Origin of the sequence: Desulfosarcina variabilis str. Montpellier (genome assembly GCF_048565275.1) — a bacterium.
GTDB lineage: Bacteria > Desulfobacterota > Desulfobacteria > Desulfobacterales > Desulfosarcinaceae > Desulfosarcina > Desulfosarcina variabilis.
The window spans coordinates 8,126,980-8,152,179 of sequence record NZ_CP159846.1; the positions used below are offsets into that span (position 1 = coordinate 8,126,980).

The following is a 25,200-nucleotide window of genomic DNA, read 5'->3' on the forward strand; positions in this document are numbered from 1 at the left end:
GACTTGACAACAATACAAGGACTACGTTAATTAAAATATACCTAACGACCGGTCGGTAAAATAATCTTTTCATGCCCTCTTATGTCAGGAGTTCCAACCTCACCATGACCGAGATGAAAGCAAAAATAAAAGCGGTATCCATCAATCTCTTTTTCAAGAAAGGTTACTTTGCAACCAGTATCAGTGACATCGCCAAAGGCAGTGGCATCCAAAAAGCCAGCATTTATTATCATTATGCCAGCAAAGAGGAACTGCTTTTCCATATTTTGGAATCCACCATGCTCGAGTTAACCGCTTTTTTAAAAAAATGTCTGGAACGAACCGAAGACATTGAGAATCAGATGCGGGCCGCCATCCGCGGTCACGTTCGTTTTCACCTGGAACGTCAAAAGGAAAACTTCATTGCCAACAGCGAACTGCGTGGCCTCAGCGCCGAGCACTACCGGGCCATTGTCAACATTCGAGACGAGTACGAGTTGATATTTCAGGATCTGATCCACAAAGGCGCTGAAGAAGGGGTGTTCAAGGAGGCAGACGTCAAGATTCTCTCTTATGCCATCTTGACCCTGTGTACAGCCGGCGCCTCATGGTACAAACCCGGCGGGCGCCTGAAAGTTGATGAAATATCTGATATTTATGAGAATTTTATCATCAGCGGACTGAAACAGGGATCGCTTGACGCCCCTGCCAGCCCCTGAAATTCTCTATCTTCAACGACGTTTTAAAAAAGGCCGGCAATGCGTCATGAAAACATCGCGCTGCCAGCCAAAATGGCGCGGAAAGGAGGTCTTCGTGGACTTTGACTTAACCAAAGAGCAGGAAATGATCCGCAAAGAGGTCCGCAGGTTCGCCCAAAGCGAGATCGCACCAGTGGCCCTCGAACTGGACGAGAATGAGCAATTCTCCTGCGAACTCACACAAAAAATGGGAGAGATTGGGCTGTTCGGCATGTTTGTTTCCGAAGCGTATGAGGGACAAGCCATGGACTATATCTCCTATATCATCGCTGTTGAAGAAATTGCCAGAGTAGATGGATCCCAGGCCGCCACTATCGCGGCAGGCAATTCATTAGGCATCGGCCCGCTTTATTATTTCGGCAGTGAGGAACAAAAAAAACGCTACCTGCCCAAATTGTGTCGCGGTGAAGCACTGTGGGGATTCGGACTGACCGAGCCGACTGCCGGGTCCGATGCCGGTGGATCGAAAACCACAGCCGTTCGCGATGGAAATGCCTGGGTGATCAACGGTTCCAAAATCTTTATCACCAATGCGGCCAGTGAAATGACGCTGGGCGTAACGGTTCAGGCTATCACCGGCACGCGCCCAAGCGGAAAGCCCGAATACACCTGTTTTATCGTTGAAAGCGGGACCAACGGATTCAAAGCCGTGCCCATGAAAAAGAAAATGATGTGGCGGTCCTCCAACACCGCCGAGCTTTATTTTGATGATGTTCGCGTTCCGGCAAAAAACATTTTGGGTAAGCAGGGCGATGGTTTTCATCAGATGTTGAAAACGCTTGACGGCGGCCGGCTTTCCATCGGTGCCATGGGCCTGGGGGGGGCTCAGGGCGCCTATGATATTGCCCTTAAATATGCTCAGCAGCGGGAGCAGTTTGGCCAGCCGATCTCCAAATTTCAGGCCGTGGCGTTCAAACTGGCGGATTGTGCCATGGAAATCGAATGCGCTCGCAACCTGCTTTATAAAGCCTGCTGGCTTAGGAACCAACACAGGCCTTTTGAGAAAGAGGCCGCCATGGCCAAACTTTACTGTTCCGAACTCATGGGCCGGGTGGCCAATCATGCCGTCCAGATTCATGGGGGCTATGGATTGATGAAGGAGTATGACGTGGAACGGTTCTACCGCGACCAAAAGCTGCTGGACATCGGAGAAGGGACCTCCGAAGTTCAGCGAATTGTCATCTCCCGGCACATCGGTTGCTGAACTTGCCCCACTATCATTCAAGGAGGATGGGATGAACGATTCTATTTTGCTTACCGAGCAGAAGGATGGCGTAATGGTCATCACCTTGAACCGACCCGAGGTGATGAATTCTTTCAACTGGGCGTTGTTGCACGCCATGGAAGCCAAAATCGCCGAAATTCGCTTCGATCCGAGCATCAGAGTGGTCATCATTACCGGCGCGGGTGAGCGTGCCTTTTGTACGGGTGCGGATCTGAAAGAGCGCCGCTCTTATACGCCCATGCAGGTCAAGGAATACGTATTCACGATTCGCAACCTGTTTACCGCCGTTGAACAGCTCAACAAGCCGGTTATTACGGCAATCAACGGCATCGCTTTAGGAGGCGGTACCGAACTGGCGCTGGCATCAGACATCCGCATTGCTTCGCAAACGGCAAGTATGGGCCTCACCGAAACAAGGCTGGCAGTGATCCCCGGTGCCGGCGGCACGCAACGTCTTCCGCGTCTGGTGGGTAAGGGCCATGCCAAAGAAATGATTTTCACAGCCAAGCGAATCAATGCGGACGAAGCCCTGTCCATTGGACTGGTCAATCGTGTGTGCGCAGCGGGCACACTGTTGGAGACCTGTCGACAACTGGCTGCAAAAATATGTGAAAATGCTCCCATCGCCATCGAACAGGCCAAATATGCCATCAATTACGGCATGGAAACCGACCTTTCCACTGGGCTGTCCATTGAATCCAATGCCTACTGGGTCTGCATCCCCACCGAGGATCGGCTCGAAGGTCTGGCTGCTTTCAGGGAGAAACGGAATCCCGTATTCAAAGGACAATAGTTCAAATGCACCCCAACAGGAGGAATCATGACTGAATACGACTATTGGAAAATCTTTCCGCGGATGCCCAAAAAAGTAACCCTTGGCGATATTACCGTCAGGGACGGCTTTCAGCACCTTGAAAAATTTATCTCCACACGCGCCAAAATTTTTTACGCCGAAGAGATGATTTTTGCCGGTTGCCAAAACATCGAGGTAACCAACCTGGGCAACGCCTATCTGATGCCTCAGTTTTCGGATGCAGAAGCGATCCTGGCCCACCTGCGCAGTGAGCGTTTCCGTAAGCGCTGCATTAAAAAAGGGGTCAATCCGGATGATCTGACCATCACCGCCGTAACCATCCGCGAATCAGCCGTGGACCGCGCCATTGCCTTGGCCGGGCAAGGGGTTGGCCCGGACCGCTGTTTGATGATGGTCTCCACCGAAGAAGAGCATCATTTTGCCAACTCTGGCACCACATTACCCGACTACTGGAGAGAATGCGAACGCGCCATCAAAAAATGCCGGGATGCCGGATTGAAGATGTGCGGCACGGTCAGTACCATTTGGGGCAGTCCCATTGCCGGGGCAACCGAGCTTAAAGATGCCGTTGAGTTCACCAAGCGCTGGCTTGAAATCGGCGCCACCGACATCGAGCATGCCGACCACGACGGCAGCGCATCGGCACCCGAGGTGTACCGCTATTTTTCCATGATTCTCGACGAAATTCCCGATACGTCGGTGCATATCGCTCATTTTCATGAAACCAAACGCATTGCGTCGGCTTCCGTGCTGGCCGCCCTGCAGGCCGGCATCTGCCACTTCGAAGGCACCCTAGGTGGATTGGGTGGACAGCCAGCCAATTTTTTGGATGACTGCCCGGTACCGGGAACCGGTGAGTACTACTATGAAGACCCCCGTTATGTGGGCTTGACCTGCCTTGAAGATATGCTGGTCCAAATTGACGAGATGGGTATCGATCACGGGTACAACGTGGATCGTGTGCTGTGGCTGGGCCGCCAGCTTGAACGCACCGTTGGCCAACGCCTAAGGAGTGAAGCGGTGATCAACGGCCGTACCCTCAAGAAGGGCCATCCCAAATTTGCCCGACCGGGATTGAAGACGCTCAAGGAAAAGTTCGGTGAAAAGCCGGGGCAGAATCTGCCCGCCGAATGGAGAGAAAAGGCGGTCCTTCCTGAACAGTATCGCCCCTGATTGATTTATATGCTATGGAACCGGTATGCGAAATTACCCACGCTTTGAATTTAAAACAACCGTAATCAAGGGATAAAATCCCAAGCCAGGAGCATTGTTATGGAAACAGGCGAAAAGAAACCCCACATCAATGTGGATTATTTCGAGGACCTGACCGGAGACATCACCCCTGATACGTGCAGCCAGGCCGAAGGCAGCGAGGCGGATATCGGCCAACGAATTAAAACCATTCGCCAAGCCAAAGGTATTTCACTGGATGAGCTGTCCAACCTGACCGGTTTTGACGTTGACCTTTTGGCAAGCATCGAGAACTGTGAGGTCCAACCCCAACTGGGAACGGCCATCAAGCTTTCCAAGGCCCTGGACAGTGCCTTTGGCCGGCTGGTGTCAGGCGTTGGCGAGCAGCTTTACGCGATCACCCGCAAAAGCGATCAGAAAATCGTGCATCGCTCGACATCACAGAAAGGTAAAAAACAAGCGTACACTTACAAAAGTCTGGCTCCGGAAGTAAAAGGCAGACACATGGAATCCTTGATTGTCGAACTGGAGGAGGCCGCCTCGGATGCGGATCGTTCAATCCACGATGGGGAAGAGTTTATCTATGTGCTGGAGGGCAGCGTCTCCCTGGATATTGGTGACGATCATTTTGAGCTTTCACCCGGAGACAGCGCCTATTACTTGTCAACCACACCGCATCTGATCGCTGCGGCCATTGGAACGGCAACCATTCTGGCGGTGCTTTACGAGGGATGATGGGAAGGCTGGAGACAGAAATGGCTGCCGGTTATCCGGCAGCCATTTTTGTATCCCTTAACACCGAGAATCAGTGGAATTAGTAGATTTGACCGGAGAACGCAGTCTCATAGGTACCGCCCTCCCAACTGACCGTGATGACAATGGTAACATTCCTAAGCTTTGTTTCATCGGCTGCATCGTCGGAAATGGTGGCCGTATATTCGATTCGGCCCAAATGCAGCGCTAAGGCCGTGGCATCGGCAAGATTGTCTTTTTCGCCTGCTACGAAGCTGTAATCCGGAGGTTCTGTCAGGCCTGAATTAATCCTGACTTTTCCCCCACCTTCGGCCGCCACCGATATCGTACTACCCGCGCTAATGTAGTTCAGGTTGCGGTCACAAACGATAAACGTAAACGATTGACTTCCGGCATTAGCGATAGAAAAACCGGGGATTGTCGGCACATAGGTAATAATCGGCTCTCCTGTGATCAGGAGCCTGTTACTGCTGAAAATATCTTTCTGGCTGTCCCAAACACCGTTATAGCTGTCCCAGCCTGGATTGACATTGCTGTCGGAATACTCTTCAAAGGGATCAACGCCGCTTCCGTCATCGTGCGTGTCATTATCGTTGACATCGATGAAGGGATCATCGTGGGTGTCATCATAATCCTCGCCAGTATCGTAAATACCATTGGCATTATCATCACGGAAATATTCCTCTCCCTGGGTAATGGCCAGTATGGAAACCTGACCATCCCGTGGATGTGTTGCATTGGGTAGACTGGGAGAAGTAAAATTGTAAGTTGTCAGCAAATAGGACGCAAGATTAAGCTCCCACTGCAATGGTTCGACATTCAGTCCACCGGTGCTGGATGCAAGAACCGGATGCTGCGTCCGGGCACTGACCGTGGCGGTCCCGTCCTCATCCACCGTGGCTTCCGACGCGTCAACGGACAGCGCTGTTTCCGACCAGAAGGAAACCGTTGTTCCCGACAAAATGTTGTAGTTACCGTAGCGATCGGACATCCAGGCCGTGATATCGGTGGTCACGCCATTTAAATCCAACCCAGGGATATTGCGTGGATCTGCGGAAATGGAAAACCGCGACGAGGTTGGCACCCCACCACCGATGGAAACCACCGAGGCGTTGGTCGAGAAAGTCACGCCGTCCACGGTGATGGCCCCTTTGAGGGTCACCGCGCCGGGTATCGTTCCGCTTCGAAGGGTCACAAGGGCAAGCCCATCGGCATCAGAAGATATGACAATTTCTTTGGGTGTTGCATCGTCGTCGATATATTCTCCGCCGTTTGGCCCTTTTTCGATATTCACGGCCACGCTCACACCCTGGACAGCCTCGCCATTACCATCAACCACTTTAAATGTTACATCCGAGCTTTCGTTTCCACCGGATCCCTGGAGCGCAATCCGCTGGGGATCAGCGGAAACGAATTGCAGGGCAGCCGGCTCGGTGGCATTGATCAGGATATCAACGCTGTTGTTAATGGCGCCAACCGATACTTCAACGGTAGCAGTGCCTGGCTGCTCGAGAGCGGTGAAGGTTGCAGAGGCCGTTCCACCGGAAGTGGTTGCCAGGTCTGCTGACATGGTGCCAAAGTTAGAATTGGAAACAGTAAAAGACACCGCCGTACCATCCGCAATAAAAGCGCCGGTTTCGTCAACCACTGTAGCCTCAATATTTGAGGTTCCGCGGATCAATATGGTACTTGGGGTTGCCGTCACATTGATCGTATCGGGTGAGACCCCCGAAAGGATGCCCAGCGATGCTTCATTGCTGGTCACGTCTCCGCTGGTGGCGGTGATCACTACGTTCCCCTGGTTATCGCGGGCGGTCAATGTTGCACGAGCGACGCCGTTTGCATCTGTTGTGACAAGACTCGGTGAAATTGAAGCCAATGATGGCAAATCAAGGTAGAATTGAACTTGAACACCTGATATGGGACTGCCGCTTGAATCGTAAACCGTGGCGGTGACTGCACTTGTTTCCGATACGTTGATTGAGCTCGGATCGGCTTCGACGTATATTTCGGTTATATTGACATCTTCCGGATCGACTATAGTTCCGTCTCCTTCATCATCATCGGCACCGGAAGAACAACCTATGACAAAAAGCAGCATCAATGTAAAAACGAAAACTATTTTCATTGACGGTATCTCAAAACGGTATTTCATTTAAATTCCTCCGGATATGGCCCCATTTATAGCTAATGACGGTATTCTTTTCAGGTACCCAAAGAATTGTTTAGTTAACATATTGGCGTTGTTCCAACTGGACGATCTTGGGATTCATGAAAATGAGCAGTTCCTTTTTCTCTGTTTCATCCAGATTGTTTTGAAACAACCAGCCCAAAACCGGAATCTTGTAAAGTCCAGGGAAAGCCGTTTTTTCTTTGGTTTCAGAATTTTTGATAATACCACCGATCACCACGGTATCCCCATCATTGACCAGCAGCTCGGTTGTGGCCTCGTTGGTGGAAATAATCGGTACGCCGTCGACATAATCAGTAACATCGTTTTTGGTAATAAAGATCGTCATGGAAATGCGATTGTCGGGCGTCACGTGAGGCGTCACTTCAAGCTTCAGATCGACCTTCTTGAATTTCACGGATGATCCACCCGCTGAATCCCTTTCAAGATATCCGACTTCCGACCCCTGGCTGATCATCGCTTTTTTGTTGTTGAGCGTGACAATCTTGGGCGCTGATAGAATTTTTCCATTTCCATTGGCTTCTATGGCAGTCAGTTTGGCGTCAAGATAAAACGGTGTCCCGGCAATTTTATCGTAAATCAGTTCAAAGCCGTTGGTCGTATTGGCGGCAGCATAGTTCATGGCAATATTATTTGTATATTCGGTTCCATGCTCGTTCATATTTACCGGCCCGATACTTCCCGACCAATTGATACCGATCTCTTTGGTAAAGTTTTCTTCGACTTCCACCACACGGGCCTCAATAATCACCTGAGCGGTCACCTTATCAATCAGCATGGCGATTTCGCTTGCCTGACCGACCTTGTCTGCGGTATCGGTAATGATCACTTGATTGTTCTTTTCATCCACCGTCGCAGTTCCTCTATCTTTGGTAAGAATATTTTCGATATGAGGAAGGATTTCCGTCTTGGCATCCGAATAACTGATTGGAATGTAACGCGTTTCCAATGGTTCGAGAGCTTTAATTTGTTCTTTTTCTTTTTGAAGGGCGGCAATCTGGGCTTTTCTCAGATCATTCTCCTTTTTCAGTGTGGCCAGGGTGGCAATTCGATAGATGTCACCTTCGACAATCATGCCCAATTGATTCATGCGCAACACCAAATCCAACACCTGGTCCCAGGGAACCGGCTTTTCCAACGTCAAGGTCACTTTGCCGCTGACGTCCTTATCGATGGCAAAGTTTTTTCCACTGACCTCACGCAGAATCCTAAATACATTTTTGATATCTGTCTGAAAGAAATCCAGGGCGATTTTTTCACCGGTAAACTTTTTGGTCTTTTTCTTTAACACCATGGCCTCATCAACGTCATAGACCTTCTCAGCGGTGTCAGCATCCTGGAGTTGCCCAGGCGAACCTGGCGTTTCTATTTTTTCAGTATCGCCAGTCAGATTCTCGGCGGAGGCAAGTGATGCAACATCAACCGGGCCGATGGCTTCCTCGAGCGCCCTTTTCCATGCTGGCAGATTAGTCTCATCGGCTGGCGCGGGTGGAATCGATGACGCATCAAAGTGAATCAAAAGGAGTCCTTCGACCTGCTCGGTATAGTAAGCCACTGGTTCGCGCAACTCGATGGAGAACAGTGAAAAATCTTTCATTGTCGGTAGTTGAACCGGCATGATGCGGTTTACCGCACTTTGGAATCGGGTAGTGATTAGGGGACGCTGCCTAAATTCAGCAATATTCGTATTTAGCAACCGCAATTCCAGCATTGTGTCTGATACCTTTCGGATATCGAAATCAACCTTTTCCGTTGTTTCAATAGATAAGGTCGACCGCCCGCCGGGCTCACCGAGAAAGTCAATTCGATTGACCCATATCTGGTTTTCGATCCCAACTGGGCGTCCCGTGCCCTGATATACATCAGACGGCCTAACGACCCCTTTTTCATTTTGAGATTGTTGGACAGGCTGCGGATTATTCTCCGCCGGAACAGGTGCATCAGCCTCGGCCAGGGCCGCAGAAACGTCCTCGCTTTGGTCTTTCACCAAACTGGGTTTGGCAAACTGAAGTTTAAGCGCATTGCCATCTTGAATTACATTATACGCGACATCAGACGCCAGATTGATCTCGACTCTTGAAGTATTGCTGGCCGAATCAACCTGGTCCGCGTGAATCTCAGTAACCGGTGGAATCCCGACTGGCAGATTGGTATCGTCAAGGGCTAACCGGGTGTTGGGGAAATAAAGGACCACACCAAGTGGCACCGGCTGCTTGACCGACGTATAAGTAAGCGGCATGGAACCGCTAATTCTTACATTGACTGCATCGATTGTTTCTGACAAGCCAACAGAAATGATTTCCAAAGATGAGGAAGGATCAACATCAGCAGCGCCTGTCTGTTTTACTGAATTTTGTGTTGCACAGCCTATGAGCAAGATAGTAACGGCCAATCCAAAGCAAAAGGCGTGTACCGATCTCCCTAAACGTGTGATCCTGAAAATGCACATATTACTCTCCAGTTTTTTTCTGAAGTTTTATCTCGGTATTCTGAAGAACCAGTTCACCCATTAAGTTTTCTATTTCTTCTTCAATGACGATACTTTCGGCATTGATCTGGGTGACAATCCCTGAATTCAGACCGATATAGGTCCCATTTTTAATGATATATCCTTTGCCGCTATTGTCCTCGACAAGCGCCCTATTCCCGGAGGGTGCACGGATAACCGCTCTGAGATGGAGTTGTTCAAGGCTTATTCTTTCCAGCGGTGTCTGTGGCACTCGTTTTTTTCTTTTGGAGGTATTCGGTAATGCAGCTGAATTTTTCTCCTGGTCGGGCTTAAACAAAGGAATGAACGGATTTAAGCGGTTCGCAGGATCGTATATTCGCTTTGAGGCGATTACCTCTTCAGCAGCCTCTGTATCGGCGATATCCTTTGCAAGAGCTTCTTCTTGTTTGGTATCCGCCACAGCTTCCGGTTTCGGTTTCGGTTTGTCTTTATCCGAGATCTTTTGGCTGACGACGAGAGGCTTGGATTTTTCTGTGGGTTGGTCACCACAGCTCCAAAGCAAAGACGTGGCAAGCAAAGTAAGCGCTACAATTCCATGAAAATATCTATATTGCATTCGCATGCCTCTATTGATTTTATTTTCGTCTAGACCTGGCTCTAGACTTTTTTTCCGGTTTTTTGGAGGGTTCAATGAACTTATATGTTACCGCCGTACAGGTGGTGCTGAGATTACTACTGTCCTTGTCAGGCGTTATCGTAATGTCTCTGATGTTTACGATTCGATTCAAACCCGCCACACTTTCGAAAAAGGTGGCCACACCATGATAGTCTCCGCTCACCTTCATCGCGACCGGAATTTCAGCATAAAATTCCTTTTCAACATCAGGCTTGGGTTGAAATAATACAAAATTTAAACCAGAATCTTTGCCAGCCTTTGATATTCCGGTAAGCAACGTCGGGATTTCCTCTTTTTCCGGAAGGGCGCGCATTACAATTTTGAATTGTTCTTCGGCATCCTGCATCTTTTTTCTGTATTCATTGAGTTGACGCGCATTTTTTTTGGCAACCTGGAGTTCCTTCTCAACTTTTTTTAAATTTGTATTCAACCTGTCTATTTTCGTATATTTCGGAACGTATGCGAAATAAACAAAGCCAGCGATGAGTAAAACCATTACTCCGGCCCAAATGGCGATGCGCTGTATTTTTGAAAGTTGCTCAAGCTTTTCAAAAACCGGGGAAGCTTTTTCGATCGCAACCGCTTTATTCTTTTTCATTTCCTGTATACCTGTTTAGGTTGTTTTGTCGGGGGTTGCTTTTTTGAAACTAATTTCAAAACGTTTGAGCTGAAGCCCTTTGATACTATTATCCTGATTGATTGACTTGAGCTTGACATCAATATACTTTTTCGATGTCTCGATGCGAGTCATGTATTCTGCAATCGTCGGATTGTCTAAAGCAATTCCAACAATTTTCACACCATCTGATTTTTCGGACAGCTCAATCAGCCACATTTGCTTATCGACCACGAGTTTCGACATATCATCAAGCAGTTCAACCGGTGCTTTTCGCGTCAAATCCAGTGACTGAATCACATCAATCTTTTTATTCAGCACGTCCAACTTCTTTTTTATTTCGGCAATTTCTTTATTGATCTTGTTGTACTTTTCTACCTGTGCCTTGGTATCTTTAATCCGTTTATCCAATGTTTCTATTTTACTGGACAACAGCCAGTTAAACCATAAGGCGGCAATGGTCACCAATACAAGCGACAAGAAAAATATGGATACCTGCCGCCTTATGTTCTCTTTCTTTCGTGCTGCTCGAAATGGGAGTAAATTTATGCGTATCATTTATCGTCAACTTTTCTTGTTGCCAACCCCATGCTAATCGAAGCCTGGGGAGCGATTCGTTTTAAAAACTCCACATCAAACCGGTTTTCATCTATGGAGAACATCTCAAATGGATTAATGGTGGTCACTTCGGCAGATGTTTCAACAGACAACAACTGTCTGAGTTCCTTAATATTACCACCACCACCACTCAACACTATTTTCTTTATTTGATCATCAGGATACGTTGAATAGAAAAAATCAAGAGCTCGCCTGATCTCCGTACACCAATCTGAAACAACTGATGAAATGATGTCGGATAAATCGCCACTGGTTATTTTATCTGATTGACCACCAAATTTTATTTGTTCTGCTTCAATAATCGAGCAGTCAATCAACGAAGCGATCTTCTGATTGATCTGGCCACATCCAAGAGAAACATCCCGCATAAAAACAGATGTTTTACCTTTTAGTATATTAAGCGATGTTTTGCTTGCACCAATATCGATCAACGCAATATTCTCACCATCTTCAGGAGAATGATTAAGTTCATAAATATTTTGGAGTGCAAACGCATCAACATCGACAATGCAGGGATTCAATCCAGCCATTTGGGCAAGGTTTACATAATCATTAACCATCTCTTTTTTTGCGGCAACCAGCAAAACGTTCATTTGGTTGGGATTGTTTATATTTTCTCCCAAAATTTGGAAATCAAGATTTACATCTGATATGTCAAATGGGATGTATTGTTCCGCTTCAAAACTGATTGTCTCCTGAAGCTGTTCTTCCGACATGGATTGGACATTTATTTTTTTAACGATGACCGAGTATCCGCCAACCGACATGGCAACATTTTGGCCTTTTATACCGTAATCTTTAAAAAGGCCACGGATCATTCCCGCTATCTGCTCTGCATCTTTTATGGCACCATCTTCGATGAGACCAGGGGGAATATCAACGATGCCAAAGCGTCCAAGCGCATACCCTTTTTTGGTTTCTGCGATCTGAGCCGCTTTAATGGATCTTGATCCAATGTCCAGGCCAATAAGTCGGTCTTTTTTTCCAAAAAACATGGTTTGCTCTTCTATTCACTAAAAATTTTTTTACTGTCTGAAAGGCTATATCCCAGTGCAAGCAAAATTTTTCTTTTTGTTTCCAACCGGCACGGTTTTCCCTCTTCAATCCGCGAAATCGTAATCGGCGATACATTCGCTTCTCTGGCTAGCTCCGATTTACTCATCAAAAGGGATTCTCTGATTTTTTTTAAAGAATTCTTCGCCATTTGAACCATCGTCTTTATGGCAATCATTTTAAAATAATTGCCATCTTCGCTTGTCTACACCAATCAAGCATTTCATTAAAAGTTGCAAATAGTTGTCACCTTCTTATGATGATTCAAAACCCAAAATTATATGTTGTCAAGTAAAATTAAATAACTTTTATATATAATTCTATCTATTTAAGCTATATTGTGGTGCTATAAAATTTCATAACCTTTATCTTGTGACATGGCTGTATTTTTAATTTTTATTTAGACATTAGACATGAAGCGAATGTATCATTTTTCTTCGTTATTTTTGGCAATTCCATAATGGCGTGTGAACTGCCGATGGATTGGAACGTTAATTCAATGATTAAATACTTCATTCTCATGGTATACTATTAATTTGCCTGTTAACGATCCCGTTTAACGATTTGTGATACATTTCGGTCACCGCACATTGACATGCAGCACCTGTTGTTTTACATGGCAATACGGTTATTATTGGAGGTACAATTTCAAATTCGGCATTAATGTCCAAAACTTTAGTGTGATATTAACTTCTCAATAAAAAAAGATCCAAAACATCTCCTGGCCTGATCAAATCACGGACCTTGACGTCATCAGGCCTGAGCCATCGATCGATCTCGATGTATGAGGGCCACGGATTTATGGAACCGTCCACACTGACAGAGCGTGCTAAACCATTTCGCCTGGTAAAATATTTTACTTTTTCCAGTTTGATTGTGATTTTTATTGGAACCATTATTCTTTCCGTGCTCAGCACCCATTGGGTCCGATCAATGCAATACGAAAAAAGCGAAGACTATGCGCTTTTGCTGATCGAGAACCTAAACCATCAGGTATTTTTGCAATTCATCCTTCCAGTGGGGTTAAAATATGGGAAAATCGAATTGAGCAACCAGGAACAATTCGAAAGAATGGATAGTGTTGTTCGTAGCACCCTGCACAGCTTTAAGATTGAAATGGTCAACATCTACAGTAAAGACGACATCATCGCCTATAGCTTTTCCAAAGAGCTGGTTGGTATGCAAAACGCTGGAGGGACTTTCTATAAAAATGCCCTGGAAGGCAAAGCATCTTCCAAATTGGTTCAAAACGGTACATTCTGGGAAATTTTGTTAGGTATTCCCAAAGAGATCAGTATTGTTACCTTTGCCCCACTGCGAGCGGAAAAGCCACTTTCGCCCATCTCGGGGCCTGTATTGGGGGTCGTCGAAATCAGGCAAAACCTGTATCAGGAATACAGAAAAATATTCAAATTTCAAGTTGTTGTGATATGTACCATTAGTTTTGTAATGAGCATTTTGCTGCTGATATTGATTTTCGTCGTGAAACGGGGAGAAAGTATCATCGAAAAGCGGGCTGTTGAACGGATCCGGCTCAAAGATCAGCTATCAAAAGCCAAACATCTGTCATCATTGGGAGAAATGGTGGCCGGTGTTTCCCATGAGATTCGAAATCCATTGGGAATTATCAGTAGTTCTGCAGAATTATTAAAGAAAAAAATGAATCCAGAGGGACCTTTAAATGCCATCGCCGATATCATCGTGGCTGAGTCGCATCGGTTGAATGATATCATCACCGATTTTTTAGACTACGCGCGGCCCAAAGCCCCGAACCAAAATCCTTGCCGGATTGATGAGGTAATCGCAAAAAATATCCATTTCCTGGATCAACAGCTCAAGGAAAACGGTTATGTCATTCGAACTGATTTTAGTGCGGATACGCCGGTAATCAGGGGCGATGCAGACATGCTGTATCAGGCGTTTTTGAACTTGTTGATCAATGCGATGCAATCCATGCCCGAAGGGGGGCTGATTGATGTAACGATTAAAAATAAAGACCGGTTGTTGTGTGTCACGATCGAAGATTTAGGAGAGGGAATTTCTCCATCTGTTATGGAAAAAATATGGGATCCTTTTTTTACCACTAAAGAAAAGGGGACAGGGTTAGGCCTGGGAATTGTACGTAATATTATTGAAGCGCATGATGGAATGATTCACCTTGAAAATCGCCGGGAAAAAGGTGCCCGGGTTTTAGTCCAATTCCCGTTAAACCAGGAGACGTCGTAATGGAAACCATTTTGATTGTGGATGATGAGCTAAACTATACACTGATTCTCGCAGCCGTGCTTGAGGATGTCGGATTCGAAACGTTGACGGCCAACAGCGGTCCTGAAGCCATTCGCATTTTGTCTGATTCTGATGTGGATCTGGTATTGACGGACATGAAAATGCCATCCATGGACGGTATCGAATTACTCGAGCATATAAAAAAAGCGGATGCCGACCTTCCCGTCATTATGATGACCGCTCACGGAACGGTCGAAAAAGCCGTGGAGGCCATGCAAAAGGGGGCTTACAACTATATTCTCAAACCCTTCGATAATGAACAACTCGTCTTGTATGTAAACAAAGCCGTTTCCATGTATCGGGTCGTCAAAGAAAACCGCCACCTCAGAGACGCCGTGGAAAGCCGCTATAGTTTCCACAATATCATTGGCAAAAGCAAATCCATGCAGGATGTTTTCCAAACCATCCGTAAAGTTGCACCGGCGTCGGCAACAGTCTTGATCGAGGGGGCCAGTGGTACCGGGAAAGAGTTGGTGGCCAATGCGCTTCACTTTAACAGCCCCCGCAAGGACAAGCCGTTTATTGCTGTCAATTGCTCAGCTTTGGCAGAAACCCTTTTGGAAAGTGAATTATTCGGTCATGAAAAAGGAGCGTTTACCGGTGCGGTATCCATGAAAAAGGGCCGCTTTGAAATTGCCGACGAAGGAACATTGTTTTTGGATGAAATTGGAGAGTTGTCCGCCGGATTGCAGGTAAAGTTGCTACGCGTATTGCAGGAAAGAGTGATCGAAAGGGTTGGCGGGGTTAAGCCTATTCCCGTTAATATCCGCCTCATCGCGGCCACCAATAAGTCATTAAAGGAAGAGGTGGCCGGAGGTAATTTCAGAGAGGATCTGTTTTACCGTCTTAATGTTGTGCCCATCACCCTTCCCCCACTTCGCGACCGGTTAGAGGACATCCGACCGCTGGTCAAGCATTTCATCGACAAATACAGTAATGAACGAACTACGGGCGCACCGATAACCGGGATTGATCGAGAAGTCGAACGCCTTTTTTATGAATACGATTGGCCGGGAAACATTCGGGAACTGGAAAATGTGATTGAACGGGCCGTCGTGCTGAGCCCTGAATCGATTATTCAAGTCTCTGATCTTCCAAAAGACTTTGTTGATAACGCCCATAGCACCCTTCATATGGACGGTATCCCCGTGGATGCCAATTTATATGACACGCTGGCCCTGGTCGAAAAGAACATGATCATCCGCGCCCTGAAGAAAGCCAATTATGTCCAGACACATGCAGCGGACATGTTGGGTATTGGTAAAAGTGGATTAAATCAAAAAATAAAGAAATACAAATTGTTTCAAAAAAAGCACCATGGCCTGTAGGCCATGACAAATGGTAAGCACCGATGTCCTTGCGTGAAGGTTTATTTGACTAAAATCAAGGCAGGCGGAGAATTATAGCCGACGTAAGATAAAGAAAATTGGGCTGCCAGTGCCCACAAATAAGGCTTATCCCCCAATCTTTTCTTTAATGAGTTCCCCATACGATGTGTCAGGAAAGTCAGCCAATATCTGTTTATATTGGGCAACGCTACGCTCTTTTTCACCGTTGGTTTCATAAAGCCAAGCCAAATTAAAAAGGGCGTCGCTGCGTAGCGTTTTTTCTTCGGAAGCCGTGATCATTTCAAAATAGCGAATTGATTGCGGGTATTCTTTCTTCAAAAGATAAGCATACCCCAAGCCGCTTAGAATAATATTTTTCAATCCTTGGGATTGGGTGAAATCGTCGAGGGCGTGACTGTACATAGCGATGGCGGTGTCGGCGTCACCGGCGGAATAGCTCATATCCCCATAAACGATACGGGCAATTTTGACCGCACGCTTCGACCCGTAAACATCAAAAAGATCATTAAAATCGCTTTTCACCTGCTCATAAGCCACCTTGGCATCCTCATCTTGCAAAACAGAACTGTATTTGGCCACCAATTTTTCAACACGCTCCGACGCCTTGACTTCATTGCGGCGAGAAACCTGGCTCACCGTTGCAATAATGATCAGCGAAACAAAAATGACGGCCGCGCAGCTCAAAATGACTTTAAGATGGGACTTTGCATAGGCAATCAATTTACCTGTGAAAGTCATAAACTTGTCAGGCTCATTGAGCAGTTGTTTTCTTGACACGCCCCCTTTGGCCATTATGCCTCCAAATTGCGTTTGATTCTCATCCATCCATCGTCGGGTATATCCGCACCAACCACCTGACAGACTTCATACCCACAGGCTGAGGCCAATGCACCACTCTTCTCATGGGTAAAGCCTTGAACCAATCCGTATAAAAAGCCGGACGCCCAGAGATCACCAGCACCCGTGGTATCAACCGCCGCACCGTTTCCCAAGGGGGCAATGCGACAAATTCCGGTACTGTTTTGGATGTAGCTGCCTTTGGCACCAACTTTCAAAGCAGCGATGTCCACGTACCTGGATAATCGCTGGATCGCCTCTTCTTCAACCTTAATACCGGTATAGGCCAAGGCTTCGTCCTCATTGGCAATAAGAATATCGACATAATCATGGACAATATCCTCGAGAACCGATTTAGACTGCTCGACCACGGTAAAGCTGGCTAGATCCAAAGAAACCAGTGCCCCGGCTGATTTGGCGGCTTTTAAGGAAGCCAGCATCAAATCAGGGTTAAACAGCAAATAGCCTTCGATATGGACAACCGCACAGTCAGCGAAACAATCCGATGTAATCTCCTCTGGTTGGGTATCCGCAGACGCTCCCAGGTAAGTGAGCATGGTGCGCTGCGCGTCGGGTGTGATAATGGACAGCACCCGGCCGGTAGGAAGTGACGAAATCATCAGCTGAGGGTCGACGTCGCACTGTACCAATGCATTCTCAAAAAATCGGCCAAGGTCGTCATCTCCGCGTTTTCCCACAAAGCGTGACAAGCCCCCCAATTGCCCAACCCCCACAGCGGTATTGCATGCCGATCCACCTGGGACAGTGGTTGTGTCCGTTGAAACCTGGGATAAGATGTCCTCCAGTGCCGATACATCCACAAGGGTCATCCCCCCCTTTTCAACACCGACACGCTGAATAAAATCATCGCTTTCATGAACCAGAATATCCACCAGCGCGGATCCAAGTCCTGCGATCCGATTTTTACCATTTTGAAATTTCAAACTGACTCCTTACCAACTTTTATCCATCAAGGGTCATCGCCATTGGTGGATCATAATTGAAGACTTAAATTATGGAAACATCTTTTAATCAAAACTGTATCGTATCTATCTACCAAACCAGCGAATTATGAATCCACCCGTCATCGCCATCCGCATGAACAATATGGATCCACCGGCCTTGTTCTCCCAACACTTTGAAAGGGACGCCACGGTCAACGGTAAATCGGACATCGGCATTTGTGTCTGGTTCCGTTCGGACATTGCATTTTTCTTTTGTTACAATAACCGTTCGGGTATCGTCCAACAGTGAGCAGGCAATCCAGCCGCGGTCACCCTCAAAATCTTCGAACAAACACCACGCACCCTGCCTCTGCGTCACATTCAATGGATGGTATTTTTCCACCTGCCAAATGACGGTTTCCTTGGTATCAGGTCCCGTACGGATATTGGCAACCCCGACGTTGACGCTGAGTCGTTCCGCCCATGCGGCAGTAGGCCCACTCAAAATCAGACTGATTGCTAAAAAAAAATAAACACGTTTAAACATAGGATTCATTCTGCGTCGTTGGGTTTCACTTGAACCAATAGTTTTGCAGCCAATCCGCGACCCAGCACGATCCGCTTGTAATCCACACCGATAACCAGTTGCCCCTGGCCGGAATTAACAATAACATCGACTTCATCGCCAATACGAAGCCCCATGGCCATTAACCGGGCACGCGCTCTGGGGCCACCGTCAATCCGGGCGATAATCAACCGCTCACCGTTGGGGGCCTCGGACAGCCTGAGCAGTTCCTTGCGCTTGGCCATACATTGTGCACAGATGCCATACATTTCCATTTTATGCTGCAACAAGTGGAAACCATGGCGCTCAGCAGTTTGGATTTGGATCCGTTCCAACTGGGGATCTTCAAACTCCACGATTTTTCCGCACTTGGTGCAAACCATATGGTCATGGTGTTGTCCAAGATGCAGGTGCTCGTATAGTGTTTCACCATTATTGAACTGTTGCTTGCTGGCGAAACCATATTGACACATCAATTTCAGCGTGTCACGGACAAATTCAGGTTCCAGTTGATACCCCAATTCGTTTAGCCGCTGTACCATCTGCGAAGATGAAATGTGCCCTTCAACTTGCAAGAAGGCTTCCATCACGGCGAATCGATTTTCAAAGTCTGTGATCTGATCCTGTTTAAACAGTTTGCTGAATTGTTCTTTTTCCCGTTTGTGCAATTTATGTGGCATGCAATGACCTTGATTGGACAATACAATCGATGTGGAAACAAACGCCAATCAGGGGCCAGGGATCGTATAGGTCGTACATGATCCCGAACTGCAAGTCCGTGTTTGTGACGTCGCACCGGAATTCGCCGAGGCCCCGCCCCCCCCGCCGGCAATGGCATGGTTGGTGGTCGAAAGGATCCGTTCCAGGTTCCCCGAGCCGCAATGCGAACAAACCATTTCAATTTCTTCTTGTTTGTTCATGACCAAAATTTCCATATATTGGTCACAATCTACACATTTGAATTCGAAAATGGGCATATTGGTCTCCTTGTAAATAAAAAGGTCTTTTTTCTTACATTATCCGTAAATTGTCAAGTATCAGCAGCATGGCTTCGTGTGGCCACCAAATTGCGAGCATGTTCCAGGGCCGTCGGGGTTATTTTTTCGCCACCCAACATCCGGGCAATCTCCTTGATCCGCTCTTCAGTGTCCATGGGCCGGATCGTGGTGATCGTCCGACCTTTTTTGACCTGCTTTTGAATATAATAATGATGATCACCGTAGCGGGCAATCTGAGGCAGGTGGGTAATGCAAATCAACTGGTGCTTTTTAGACAAGGCCGTCAGCTTTTTTCCCACCACATCGGCCACGGCACCACCGATTCCGGCATCCACCTCATCGAAAATGACCGTGCCCACCATGTCGGTTGACGCTAAAATGGCTTTTAACGCCAACACCACACGCGATAATTCCCCGCCTGATGCCGTCGCTGAAAGGGGCTTTAAGGGCTCCCCGACATTGGGAGCGATCATAAACACCGCCTGATCAATGCCCGTGGCCGATAACTGGCTGCCATCCACACCCAGCCAGGCGCTATCGGAAGAGCCATATGGTAATAAGGAAAATTGAACCTCGAAATGGGTTCCGGACATCCTCAAACTTCCCAATTCCGTTTCTACGGCGCGGGCGAAATCCGCAGCCACATGCTTGCGCTTTTTGGAAAGCCGCCTGGCCAGATCCGCGATCTGGTCATAGCAATCGTTAATCTGCCCCCGGCGCGTTTCGATATCGTCATCCAGATGATCAATCGCCCTCAGCTGGGCGTCGATCCCATCACGGGTTTGAAAAAGCGTTTCCAGGGTTCCGCCGTATTTTCGTTTTAAACGATTGATCAGATCCAACCGGGCCTCCACCGACTCAAGACGATCCCCTTCCATATCCATTGTGTTCAGCCGGTCTTGCAGCATCTGGGTAACATCTTCAAGGCCATATAAATGATCGGAAAGGCGGTCTACCGCTGTCGAGAGCATATCGTCCAGCTGTGAGGCTTTCTCCAGGCTCTTGCGCACTTCGCCCAGCTGCTCGACAATGGCCCCATCGGCACGCTGAAGGGTTTCAATGGCCGTTTGAATGGACCATTGCAGGCTCTGGGCGTTTTTTAGGCGAAGCCGATCTTTTTCCAGCTGTTCGTCTTCCCCCGGCTGGATGTCGGCATCGTTGATTTCATCGAGCTGGAACTGGAAAAGCGCTTTTTCTTTGTCTTGATTTTCTTTCTTTTCGATCAGCGCCTTGAGCGTTTGCAGCATGGGCACGAATTTCTCGTACAAATCAGACACTTTTCGAACCATTGGCAAAAGCGCGCCAAACTGATCCAAAATCGTCAGATGGGAATTTTCTTTGAGCAGTCCCTGATGCGCATGCTGACTTGAAATACTGGCCAGACCGGATGTGACCGCAGACAGCATCTGCATGGTTGCCATGCGGTCGTTGACGTAAATGCGGTGGCGGTCATTGGCAGCGATCACCCGCCGGACCAGCAGGCCTTCATCGGGATCGTAACCGTTTTGGTTCATGATTGCGGCAGCGGCGGAGTCTTTAGGAACATCGAAAAAGGCGGACAACTCTGCACTGTCACAGCCGTCACGAATCATTTTGGCACTGGCCCGCGATCCTAATAACAGATTCACGGCGTTGATAATAATGGATTTACCGGCGCCGGTTTCACCGCTTAAAATAGTTAATCCATCGTCAAAACGAATATTCAAGTCATCAATAATGGCAAAATTCTTGATCAACAACTCTCTGAGCATGGTTTTCTCCGGCCGGGGGATCGTTTGACAGATTGCCGTCATCATAAAAAAGCCAACCCGGGGAATCAAGCATTATCGTCGGTCTATCACCGGTGGTCTGGGTCATTTTGGATAACCTGTGATTTCAACAATTTTTTTGTACAGCGGCTTCAACCGGCCATACATTCGTTTATATACACAAAGGTTTTGCCTAAATAAGATTTTCCAACACCACCAAGAATGGCATGCCACGCTCGGCATCATTTGTCCATAGCAATGACACCGTCGTCAGCCGCGCCGTCCTTCTGATGAATTGCTGCCTTTTTTCGGGTTGAAGTTTAACCATCAAGTGCTATACTCATTTCATGGCAATGGATTTCTCATTCTGATTTGTCTGTACCATAAATTCTTTTTGCATTGTAGGCTGCCGCCCAGCACCGATCCTTGCCAGCTGCACCTTTCGTTGAAGTCAAATGGAACCTTACCCGCATCCGGATGAATGACGAATGTCGTCGACCACGCAATATCCGCGGATGCAATGAATTGACGACCAGATCGGGAGCCCGGCGGGAAATCTCTTCATCACGATCTTGTTACGACGCGATAACAAGGTGATGCCTGGAAACGGATTATACCTTTTTTGTGCCGGTCATCTAAAATTTAGGGGGAAACCATGGGAAAGAACACATCAGCGCTTCACCAGCACCTGTTGGAAGTCAAGGAGGGAAAACGCTGTTTCGAAAACGCCTTTCAGGGTGTAGCCCGGATGATTCTTGAAAGCGACATCCAAAAAGTGGTTGTAAATGGAAAAACGACCTATGATTTCAGCATCTTCAGAGAAGGCAAAAAACATATCATCGGCATGTATGATGAAATCAACAGTTTTGTTTCCTATGTCAAGGATGCCGCAGAAAATGGGTCCTCCAAAGAAATGGCCTTCGTGCTGGTCGGCGAGCCCGGCAATGGGAAGACCTTTTTGGTGGATTATATATGCAATAAATACAGAAACTTTTTGTCTATTGACGGCAATCGTAAATATTCTTTCCGCTTCGTTGGTCTGGATAAAATCGGTGGTTACGGCAAAATCAATGCCATTGAATCCCAAACCTATGAAGACCCCATGATATTGGGGATGAACATTCACGATAATTCAGATAAAAACCGTGAATTTTTAGCCGAAGAGATCGGCTTTTCCGATAACGAGTTGGAAAGACTCTGGGTGGATTATCGGCCATTGGGCGCCTGCTCGGCATTCATATGGAACGATATCAGAAACGTTACCAACGGAGACCTATCTCAAATGCTTGATTTTGTGGAGATTATACCGGTCCCCATGACCGAGAGTCTGGGTACCGTGACCGGAAAATACCCGGCCAAGGACAAAATCACGAGTTCGGCGGTGGATCTGTTGGGAGAGGAGTCCATCCAGCGCTTGATGCACATCACGGAAACCAACAATCCCTACCGGTTTGATCTGCGGCGCGGTGCGCTGGCCCGTGTCGCCGGTGGCGGGGTTCATTTCTCCGATGAAATTTTCAAGAATAAAAAAGATTTGGTTCAGGTGTATTTAGGGGTGATCCAAAACCGCAATATTGAAATTGACGGGTACAAATGGCCCATTGACACGCTGATCATCGCCACCAGCAACAGCTCCGAATTCAACCGCTTTCTGGCCGAAAAGGAAGAAGCCCCCATTGTCGACCGCTGCCGCATCTGCTATGTGTCCCACAACACCAACTACAAGCTTCAAAAAGATCTGACCACCTATGCCATCGGCAATGAAACCCGCACGACCCTCAACCGCGAGTATCTGCATCAGGATCCCAACGTCAACTACGCGGCCTCGGTTGCCGTGGTGCTGACCCGCCTGGCCCGCTCGGAAAAACTGACCCCCATAGAAACCATGAAACTGGCCGCCGGTGAAGTGGCCGGTGAAAAAAGCATCAAAACCCTGGCCGAAGTCATTGATACGCTCAATCAAAACCCGGATATCACCAAACGCTTTGGTCAGAAAGGGCTGGGGCAACGCAATTTGGGGCGGGCCATCCAGCTGCTTTTTGAAAGCTCGGAGACCAATGAAGGCAAGTGCATGTTTGCCTATGACATTTTCAAGGCCCTGGAGCGCATCATTTTGGACTATGTGACCGAAGCCAACGATCGCGCCAAATACCTGGAAGACCTGAAAACCGCCAAAGGGCTTTACCGGGAACGCATCATGACCGAGATGTTCAATGCCTACATGGATGAACCCCTGGCCATCCGCAAAGACGTGATGAACTATGTCAACATGATCATCGGCATTGATGCCGAGAACCTGGGGCCAGACAAGATGTGGAAATACAAAGACCCGCAAACCGGTGAACTGCGGGCACTGAAAATCGATGAACGCTATATCAAAAGCGTGGAAGAGCGCCTGGGGCTGAAAACAGCGGAACAGCGGGAAACCTTTCGCACCTCCATCCGTAAGATCTATGGTCAAAAAATCTCGGTGGATCCCAACTACGATTTCATGGACAACCTGGAACTGGTCAAGGCGGTCACCGACGTGCGCCTGAAATCGGACATTGCCGGTGCCGGCAGCCTGATCGGGGCCCTGGCCAACCGGACCAACGAAGAAAACCAGAAACTTTACGATCGGATGGTGGACACCATGCTCAACAAGCTGGGCTATTGTCAGACTTGCGCGCAGAAAACGATCGAATATTTCTGTTCGCAAGAGGACGAAAATTAAACTGCACGCCCACAGTGTCTGCAAATATGGAACTTAAGCCATGGAACCTAAACTCGAAAAACTATATAGCGATCTGAAAAAGGCCGGACTCACGCCTGAGCAGGAGCAGAAAATGCTCCTGGAACTCAGCGATGACCGGCAGCACGGCATGCCGGCGGTGGCGGGCAACATGGCCATCGTCACCACGGATGAAGGTGAGATTCGGCTGCTCAACCTGTATGATTATCACGATCTGATGACCCTGCAGGCCATGAGCCAGCCCAAAGGCTCGTATGTCAGCCATATTCGCTCCATCGATGAACTTCTGGAAAAAGACCGTCAGCGGGAAAAAGATGGATTTCCACGCAAAATCCGGGTGGGCAAAATGATCAAACCCGGCAAGGCCGGAAAAGGCAAAGTGGTGGTTGTCCCTACCACGGTCGAAGAGAAGTTTATTCATGATCCCAATTTTGCCGAGCAGGAAGAAGGCCAGGGGCAAGGCGGCAGCGGTGATGGAGAAGAAGGTGAAGTCATCGGCGAACAACCGGTACGCGATCCTGACCAGTCCGGTGAGGGCGGGCCGGGCCAAGGGGAAGGCGGCCAGCATGAAATGGAATCATCGGCCTATGACCTGGGTAAAATCCTCACTGAACAATTTGAACTGCCCAACCTCCAGGAAAAAGGCAAAAAACGATCCCTGACCCGCTATACCTACGACATGACCGATCGCAATCGCGGTTTTGGTCAGGTACTCGATAAAAAAGCGACCCTGCGTGAAATTTTGGAGACCAACATTCACCTGGGCAATGTTCCCGATGTGACCAACATCGACCCCTCCACGTTTATCATTTCTCCCAAGGACAAGATATATCGCATCCTGTCCAAAGAGAAAGATTTCGAATCCCAGGCCGTGGTCTTTTTCCTGCGGGATTACTCGGGCTCCATGTCCGGCAAGGTGACCGAGCTGGTGGTCACCCAGCACGTATTGATTTACAGCTGGCTGCTCTATCAGTACGCCAACCAGGTGGAATCCCGATTTATCCTGCACGACACCGAGGCCAAGGAAGTTGAAAACTTTTATACCTACTACAACTCCAAAGTGGCCGGCGGCACCCAGGTGTTCTCCGCTTTTGAAATGGTCAACCGCATCGTCAAAGAGGAAAATCTGGCCTCGGATTACAATATCTATGTATTTCATGGCACCGATGGCGATGACTGGGACACGGAAGGCAAAAAAGCCCTACCGGCCATCAAAGAGATGATCGGCTATGCCAGCCGCATTGGTGTAACCATCGCCGAGCATGCCAGCACCTCCCAGAATAATACAGAAGTCGAACGCTACTTGAAAAAATCAGGCATTCTGAAAGAGCACCCCAAACATATCCGATTGGATGTCATCAATGAAAGCAGCGATGAACCCAGACTGATAGAGGGGATTAAAAAACTGATTTCCTGAGG

At 47.9% G+C, this 25,200-nt stretch carries 22 protein-coding genes; 9 read left to right on the plus strand and 13 right to left on the minus strand.

Going from position 1 to position 25,200, the window contains the following annotated elements; genetic code table 11:
* The first annotated feature begins 104 nt into the window (after window positions 1-104).
* The 5 genes from Dvar_RS36715 (at window position 105) to Dvar_RS36735 (ending at window position 4,702) form a co-directional block, all read left to right on the plus strand.
* Entirely contained in the window at window positions 105-698 is a 594-nt protein-coding gene (locus tag Dvar_RS36715) for a TetR/AcrR family transcriptional regulator (protein WP_419658379.1), read from the plus strand.
* 94 nt (window positions 699-792) lie between these two features.
* Window positions 793-1,941 (plus strand): acyl-CoA dehydrogenase family protein, encoded by a 1,149-nt coding sequence (locus tag Dvar_RS36720; RefSeq protein ID WP_419658380.1) that lies wholly within the window; start codon window positions 793-795, stop codon window positions 1,939-1,941.
* Window positions 1,942-1,972: 31 nt separating this feature from the next.
* On the plus strand, window positions 1,973-2,755 hold the full coding sequence (locus Dvar_RS36725) for an enoyl-CoA hydratase-related protein (protein WP_419658382.1): 783 nt from the start codon (window positions 1,973-1,975) through the stop codon (window positions 2,753-2,755).
* A 27-nt stretch (window positions 2,756-2,782) separates the two neighbouring features.
* A complete protein-coding gene (locus Dvar_RS36730; protein WP_419658383.1) occupies window positions 2,783-3,949 on the plus strand; it encodes a pyruvate carboxyltransferase in 1,167 nt (388 codons plus the stop codon).
* A 99-nt stretch (window positions 3,950-4,048) separates the two neighbouring features.
* Window positions 4,049-4,702, plus strand: a complete 654-nt coding sequence (locus Dvar_RS36735; protein WP_419658385.1) for a cupin domain-containing protein — start codon at window positions 4,049-4,051, stop codon at window positions 4,700-4,702.
* 79 nt (window positions 4,703-4,781) lie between these two features.
* Here Dvar_RS36735 and Dvar_RS36740 read toward each other — a convergent pair whose 3' ends face one another.
* The 7 genes from Dvar_RS36740 to Dvar_RS36770 form a co-directional block, all read right to left on the minus strand.
* Window positions 4,782-6,875, minus strand: coding sequence for an invasin domain 3-containing protein (locus Dvar_RS36740; protein ID WP_419658387.1), 2,094 nt, complete (start codon window positions 6,873-6,875; stop codon window positions 4,782-4,784).
* A 70-nt stretch (window positions 6,876-6,945) separates the two neighbouring features.
* Window positions 6,946-9,195: a type IV pilus secretin PilQ gene (locus Dvar_RS36745; RefSeq protein ID WP_419658389.1), complete on the minus strand. Its 2,250-nt coding sequence runs from the start codon at window positions 9,193-9,195 to the stop codon at window positions 6,946-6,948.
* A gap of 166 nt (window positions 9,196-9,361) precedes the next feature.
* Window positions 9,362-9,976: a pilus assembly protein PilP gene (locus Dvar_RS36750; protein ID WP_419658390.1), complete on the minus strand. Its 615-nt coding sequence runs from the start codon at window positions 9,974-9,976 to the stop codon at window positions 9,362-9,364.
* A 19-nt stretch (window positions 9,977-9,995) separates the two neighbouring features.
* Complete coding sequence (locus Dvar_RS36755; RefSeq protein ID WP_419658391.1) at window positions 9,996-10,634, minus strand: type 4a pilus biogenesis protein PilO; 639 nt, start codon at window positions 10,632-10,634, stop codon at window positions 9,996-9,998.
* 15 nt (window positions 10,635-10,649) lie between these two features.
* Entirely contained in the window at window positions 10,650-11,132 is a 483-nt protein-coding gene (locus Dvar_RS36760) for a PilN domain-containing protein (protein WP_419658392.1), read from the minus strand.
* Window positions 11,133-11,206: 74 nt separating this feature from the next.
* Window positions 11,207-12,265 (minus strand): type IV pilus biogenesis protein PilM, encoded by a 1,059-nt coding sequence (pilM, locus tag Dvar_RS36765; RefSeq protein ID WP_419658393.1) that lies wholly within the window; start codon window positions 12,263-12,265, stop codon window positions 11,207-11,209.
* Between the two features lie 11 nt (window positions 12,266-12,276).
* Complete coding sequence (locus Dvar_RS36770) at window positions 12,277-12,474, minus strand: helix-turn-helix transcriptional regulator (RefSeq protein ID WP_419658394.1); 198 nt, start codon at window positions 12,472-12,474, stop codon at window positions 12,277-12,279.
* A gap of 650 nt (window positions 12,475-13,124) precedes the next feature.
* On the opposite strand from Dvar_RS36770, the gene Dvar_RS36775 reads away from it, so the two are divergent.
* Both Dvar_RS36775 and Dvar_RS36780 read left to right on the plus strand, forming a co-directional pair.
* Window positions 13,125-14,549 (plus strand): sensor histidine kinase, encoded by a 1,425-nt coding sequence (locus Dvar_RS36775; protein ID WP_419658396.1) that lies wholly within the window; start codon window positions 13,125-13,127, stop codon window positions 14,547-14,549.
* Window positions 14,549-15,937, plus strand: coding sequence for a sigma-54-dependent transcriptional regulator (locus Dvar_RS36780; protein ID WP_419658398.1), 1,389 nt, complete (start codon window positions 14,549-14,551; stop codon window positions 15,935-15,937). Before Dvar_RS36775 ends, Dvar_RS36780 begins: the two co-directional genes overlap by 1 nt.
* A 126-nt stretch (window positions 15,938-16,063) precedes the next feature.
* On the opposite strand, the gene Dvar_RS36785 is transcribed toward Dvar_RS36780, so the two are convergent.
* The 6 genes from Dvar_RS36785 to recN form a co-directional block, all read right to left on the minus strand.
* Window positions 16,064-16,750 (minus strand): tetratricopeptide repeat protein, encoded by a 687-nt coding sequence (locus tag Dvar_RS36785; protein ID WP_419658400.1) that lies wholly within the window; start codon window positions 16,748-16,750, stop codon window positions 16,064-16,066.
* Window positions 16,750-17,739 (minus strand): adenosine kinase, encoded by a 990-nt coding sequence (locus Dvar_RS36790; protein ID WP_419658402.1) that lies wholly within the window; start codon window positions 17,737-17,739, stop codon window positions 16,750-16,752. The genes Dvar_RS36785 and Dvar_RS36790 overlap by 1 nt, the downstream gene beginning before the upstream one ends.
* 109 nt (window positions 17,740-17,848) lie before the next feature.
* The gene (locus Dvar_RS36795; protein WP_419658404.1) at window positions 17,849-18,286 is read right to left on the minus strand and encodes an SH3 domain-containing protein; all 438 of its coding nucleotides are present in this window, start codon (window positions 18,284-18,286) and stop codon (window positions 17,849-17,851) included.
* Between the two features lie 5 nt (window positions 18,287-18,291).
* On the minus strand, window positions 18,292-18,984 hold the full coding sequence (locus Dvar_RS36800) for a transcriptional repressor (RefSeq protein WP_419658406.1): 693 nt from the start codon (window positions 18,982-18,984) through the stop codon (window positions 18,292-18,294).
* 48 nt (window positions 18,985-19,032) lie between these two features.
* On the minus strand, window positions 19,033-19,281 hold the full coding sequence (locus Dvar_RS36805; protein WP_419658407.1) for an FmdB family zinc ribbon protein: 249 nt from the start codon (window positions 19,279-19,281) through the stop codon (window positions 19,033-19,035).
* Window positions 19,282-19,334: 53 nt separating this feature from the next.
* Entirely contained in the window at window positions 19,335-21,098 is a 1,764-nt protein-coding gene (gene recN / locus Dvar_RS36810; RefSeq protein WP_419658408.1) for a DNA repair protein RecN, read from the minus strand.
* Between the two features lie 607 nt (window positions 21,099-21,705).
* Between recN and Dvar_RS36815 the strand changes: the two genes are divergently transcribed.
* Window positions 21,706-23,763, plus strand: coding sequence for a serine protein kinase PrkA (locus Dvar_RS36815; RefSeq protein ID WP_419658409.1), 2,058 nt, complete (start codon window positions 21,706-21,708; stop codon window positions 23,761-23,763).
* Between the two features lie 40 nt (window positions 23,764-23,803).
* A complete protein-coding gene (locus Dvar_RS36820; RefSeq protein ID WP_419658411.1) occupies window positions 23,804-25,198 on the plus strand; it encodes a DUF444 family protein in 1,395 nt (464 codons plus the stop codon).
* The last annotated feature ends 2 nt before the right edge of the window (window positions 25,199-25,200 follow it).

What these genes read in the sequence shown, in the direction of transcription:
- Dvar_RS36715 (WP_419658379.1), top strand. Translation starts at nt 105, where the DNA reads ATGACCGAGATGAAAGCAAAAATAAAAGCGGTATCCATCAATCTCTTT.
- Dvar_RS36725 (WP_419658382.1), top strand. Translation starts at nt 1,973, where the DNA reads ATGAACGATTCTATTTTGCTTACCGAGCAGAAGGATGGCGTAATGGTC.
- Dvar_RS36730 (WP_419658383.1), top strand. Translation starts at nt 2,783, where the DNA reads ATGACTGAATACGACTATTGGAAAATCTTTCCGCGGATGCCCAAAAAA.
- Dvar_RS36735 (WP_419658385.1), top strand. Translation starts at nt 4,049, where the DNA reads ATGGAAACAGGCGAAAAGAAACCCCACATCAATGTGGATTATTTCGAG.
- Dvar_RS36740 (WP_419658387.1), bottom strand. Translation starts at nt 6,875, where the DNA reads ATGAAATACCGTTTTGAGATACCGTCAATGAAAATAGTTTTCGTTTTT.
- Dvar_RS36750 (WP_419658390.1), bottom strand. Translation starts at nt 9,976, where the DNA reads ATGCAATATAGATATTTTCATGGAATTGTAGCGCTTACTTTGCTTGCC.
- Dvar_RS36755 (WP_419658391.1), bottom strand. Translation starts at nt 10,634, where the DNA reads ATGAAAAAGAATAAAGCGGTTGCGATCGAAAAAGCTTCCCCGGTTTTT.
- pilM (WP_419658393.1), bottom strand. Translation starts at nt 12,265, where the DNA reads ATGTTTTTTGGAAAAAAAGACCGACTTATTGGCCTGGACATTGGATCA.
- Dvar_RS36770 (WP_419658394.1), bottom strand. Translation starts at nt 12,474, where the DNA reads ATGGCGAAGAATTCTTTAAAAAAAATCAGAGAATCCCTTTTGATGAGT.
- Dvar_RS36775 (WP_419658396.1), top strand. Translation starts at nt 13,125, where the DNA reads ATGGAACCGTCCACACTGACAGAGCGTGCTAAACCATTTCGCCTGGTA.
- Dvar_RS36780 (WP_419658398.1), top strand. Translation starts at nt 14,549, where the DNA reads ATGGAAACCATTTTGATTGTGGATGATGAGCTAAACTATACACTGATT.
- Dvar_RS36785 (WP_419658400.1), bottom strand. Translation starts at nt 16,750, where the DNA reads ATGGCCAAAGGGGGCGTGTCAAGAAAACAACTGCTCAATGAGCCTGAC.
- Dvar_RS36795 (WP_419658404.1), bottom strand. Translation starts at nt 18,286, where the DNA reads ATGTTTAAACGTGTTTATTTTTTTTTAGCAATCAGTCTGATTTTGAGT.
- Dvar_RS36800 (WP_419658406.1), bottom strand. Translation starts at nt 18,984, where the DNA reads ATGCCACATAAATTGCACAAACGGGAAAAAGAACAATTCAGCAAACTG.
- Dvar_RS36805 (WP_419658407.1), bottom strand. Translation starts at nt 19,281, where the DNA reads ATGCCCATTTTCGAATTCAAATGTGTAGATTGTGACCAATATATGGAA.
- recN (WP_419658408.1), bottom strand. Translation starts at nt 21,098, where the DNA reads ATGATGACGGCAATCTGTCAAACGATCCCCCGGCCGGAGAAAACCATG.
- Dvar_RS36815 (WP_419658409.1), top strand. Translation starts at nt 21,706, where the DNA reads ATGGGAAAGAACACATCAGCGCTTCACCAGCACCTGTTGGAAGTCAAG.
- Dvar_RS36820 (WP_419658411.1), top strand. Translation starts at nt 23,804, where the DNA reads ATGGAACCTAAACTCGAAAAACTATATAGCGATCTGAAAAAGGCCGGA.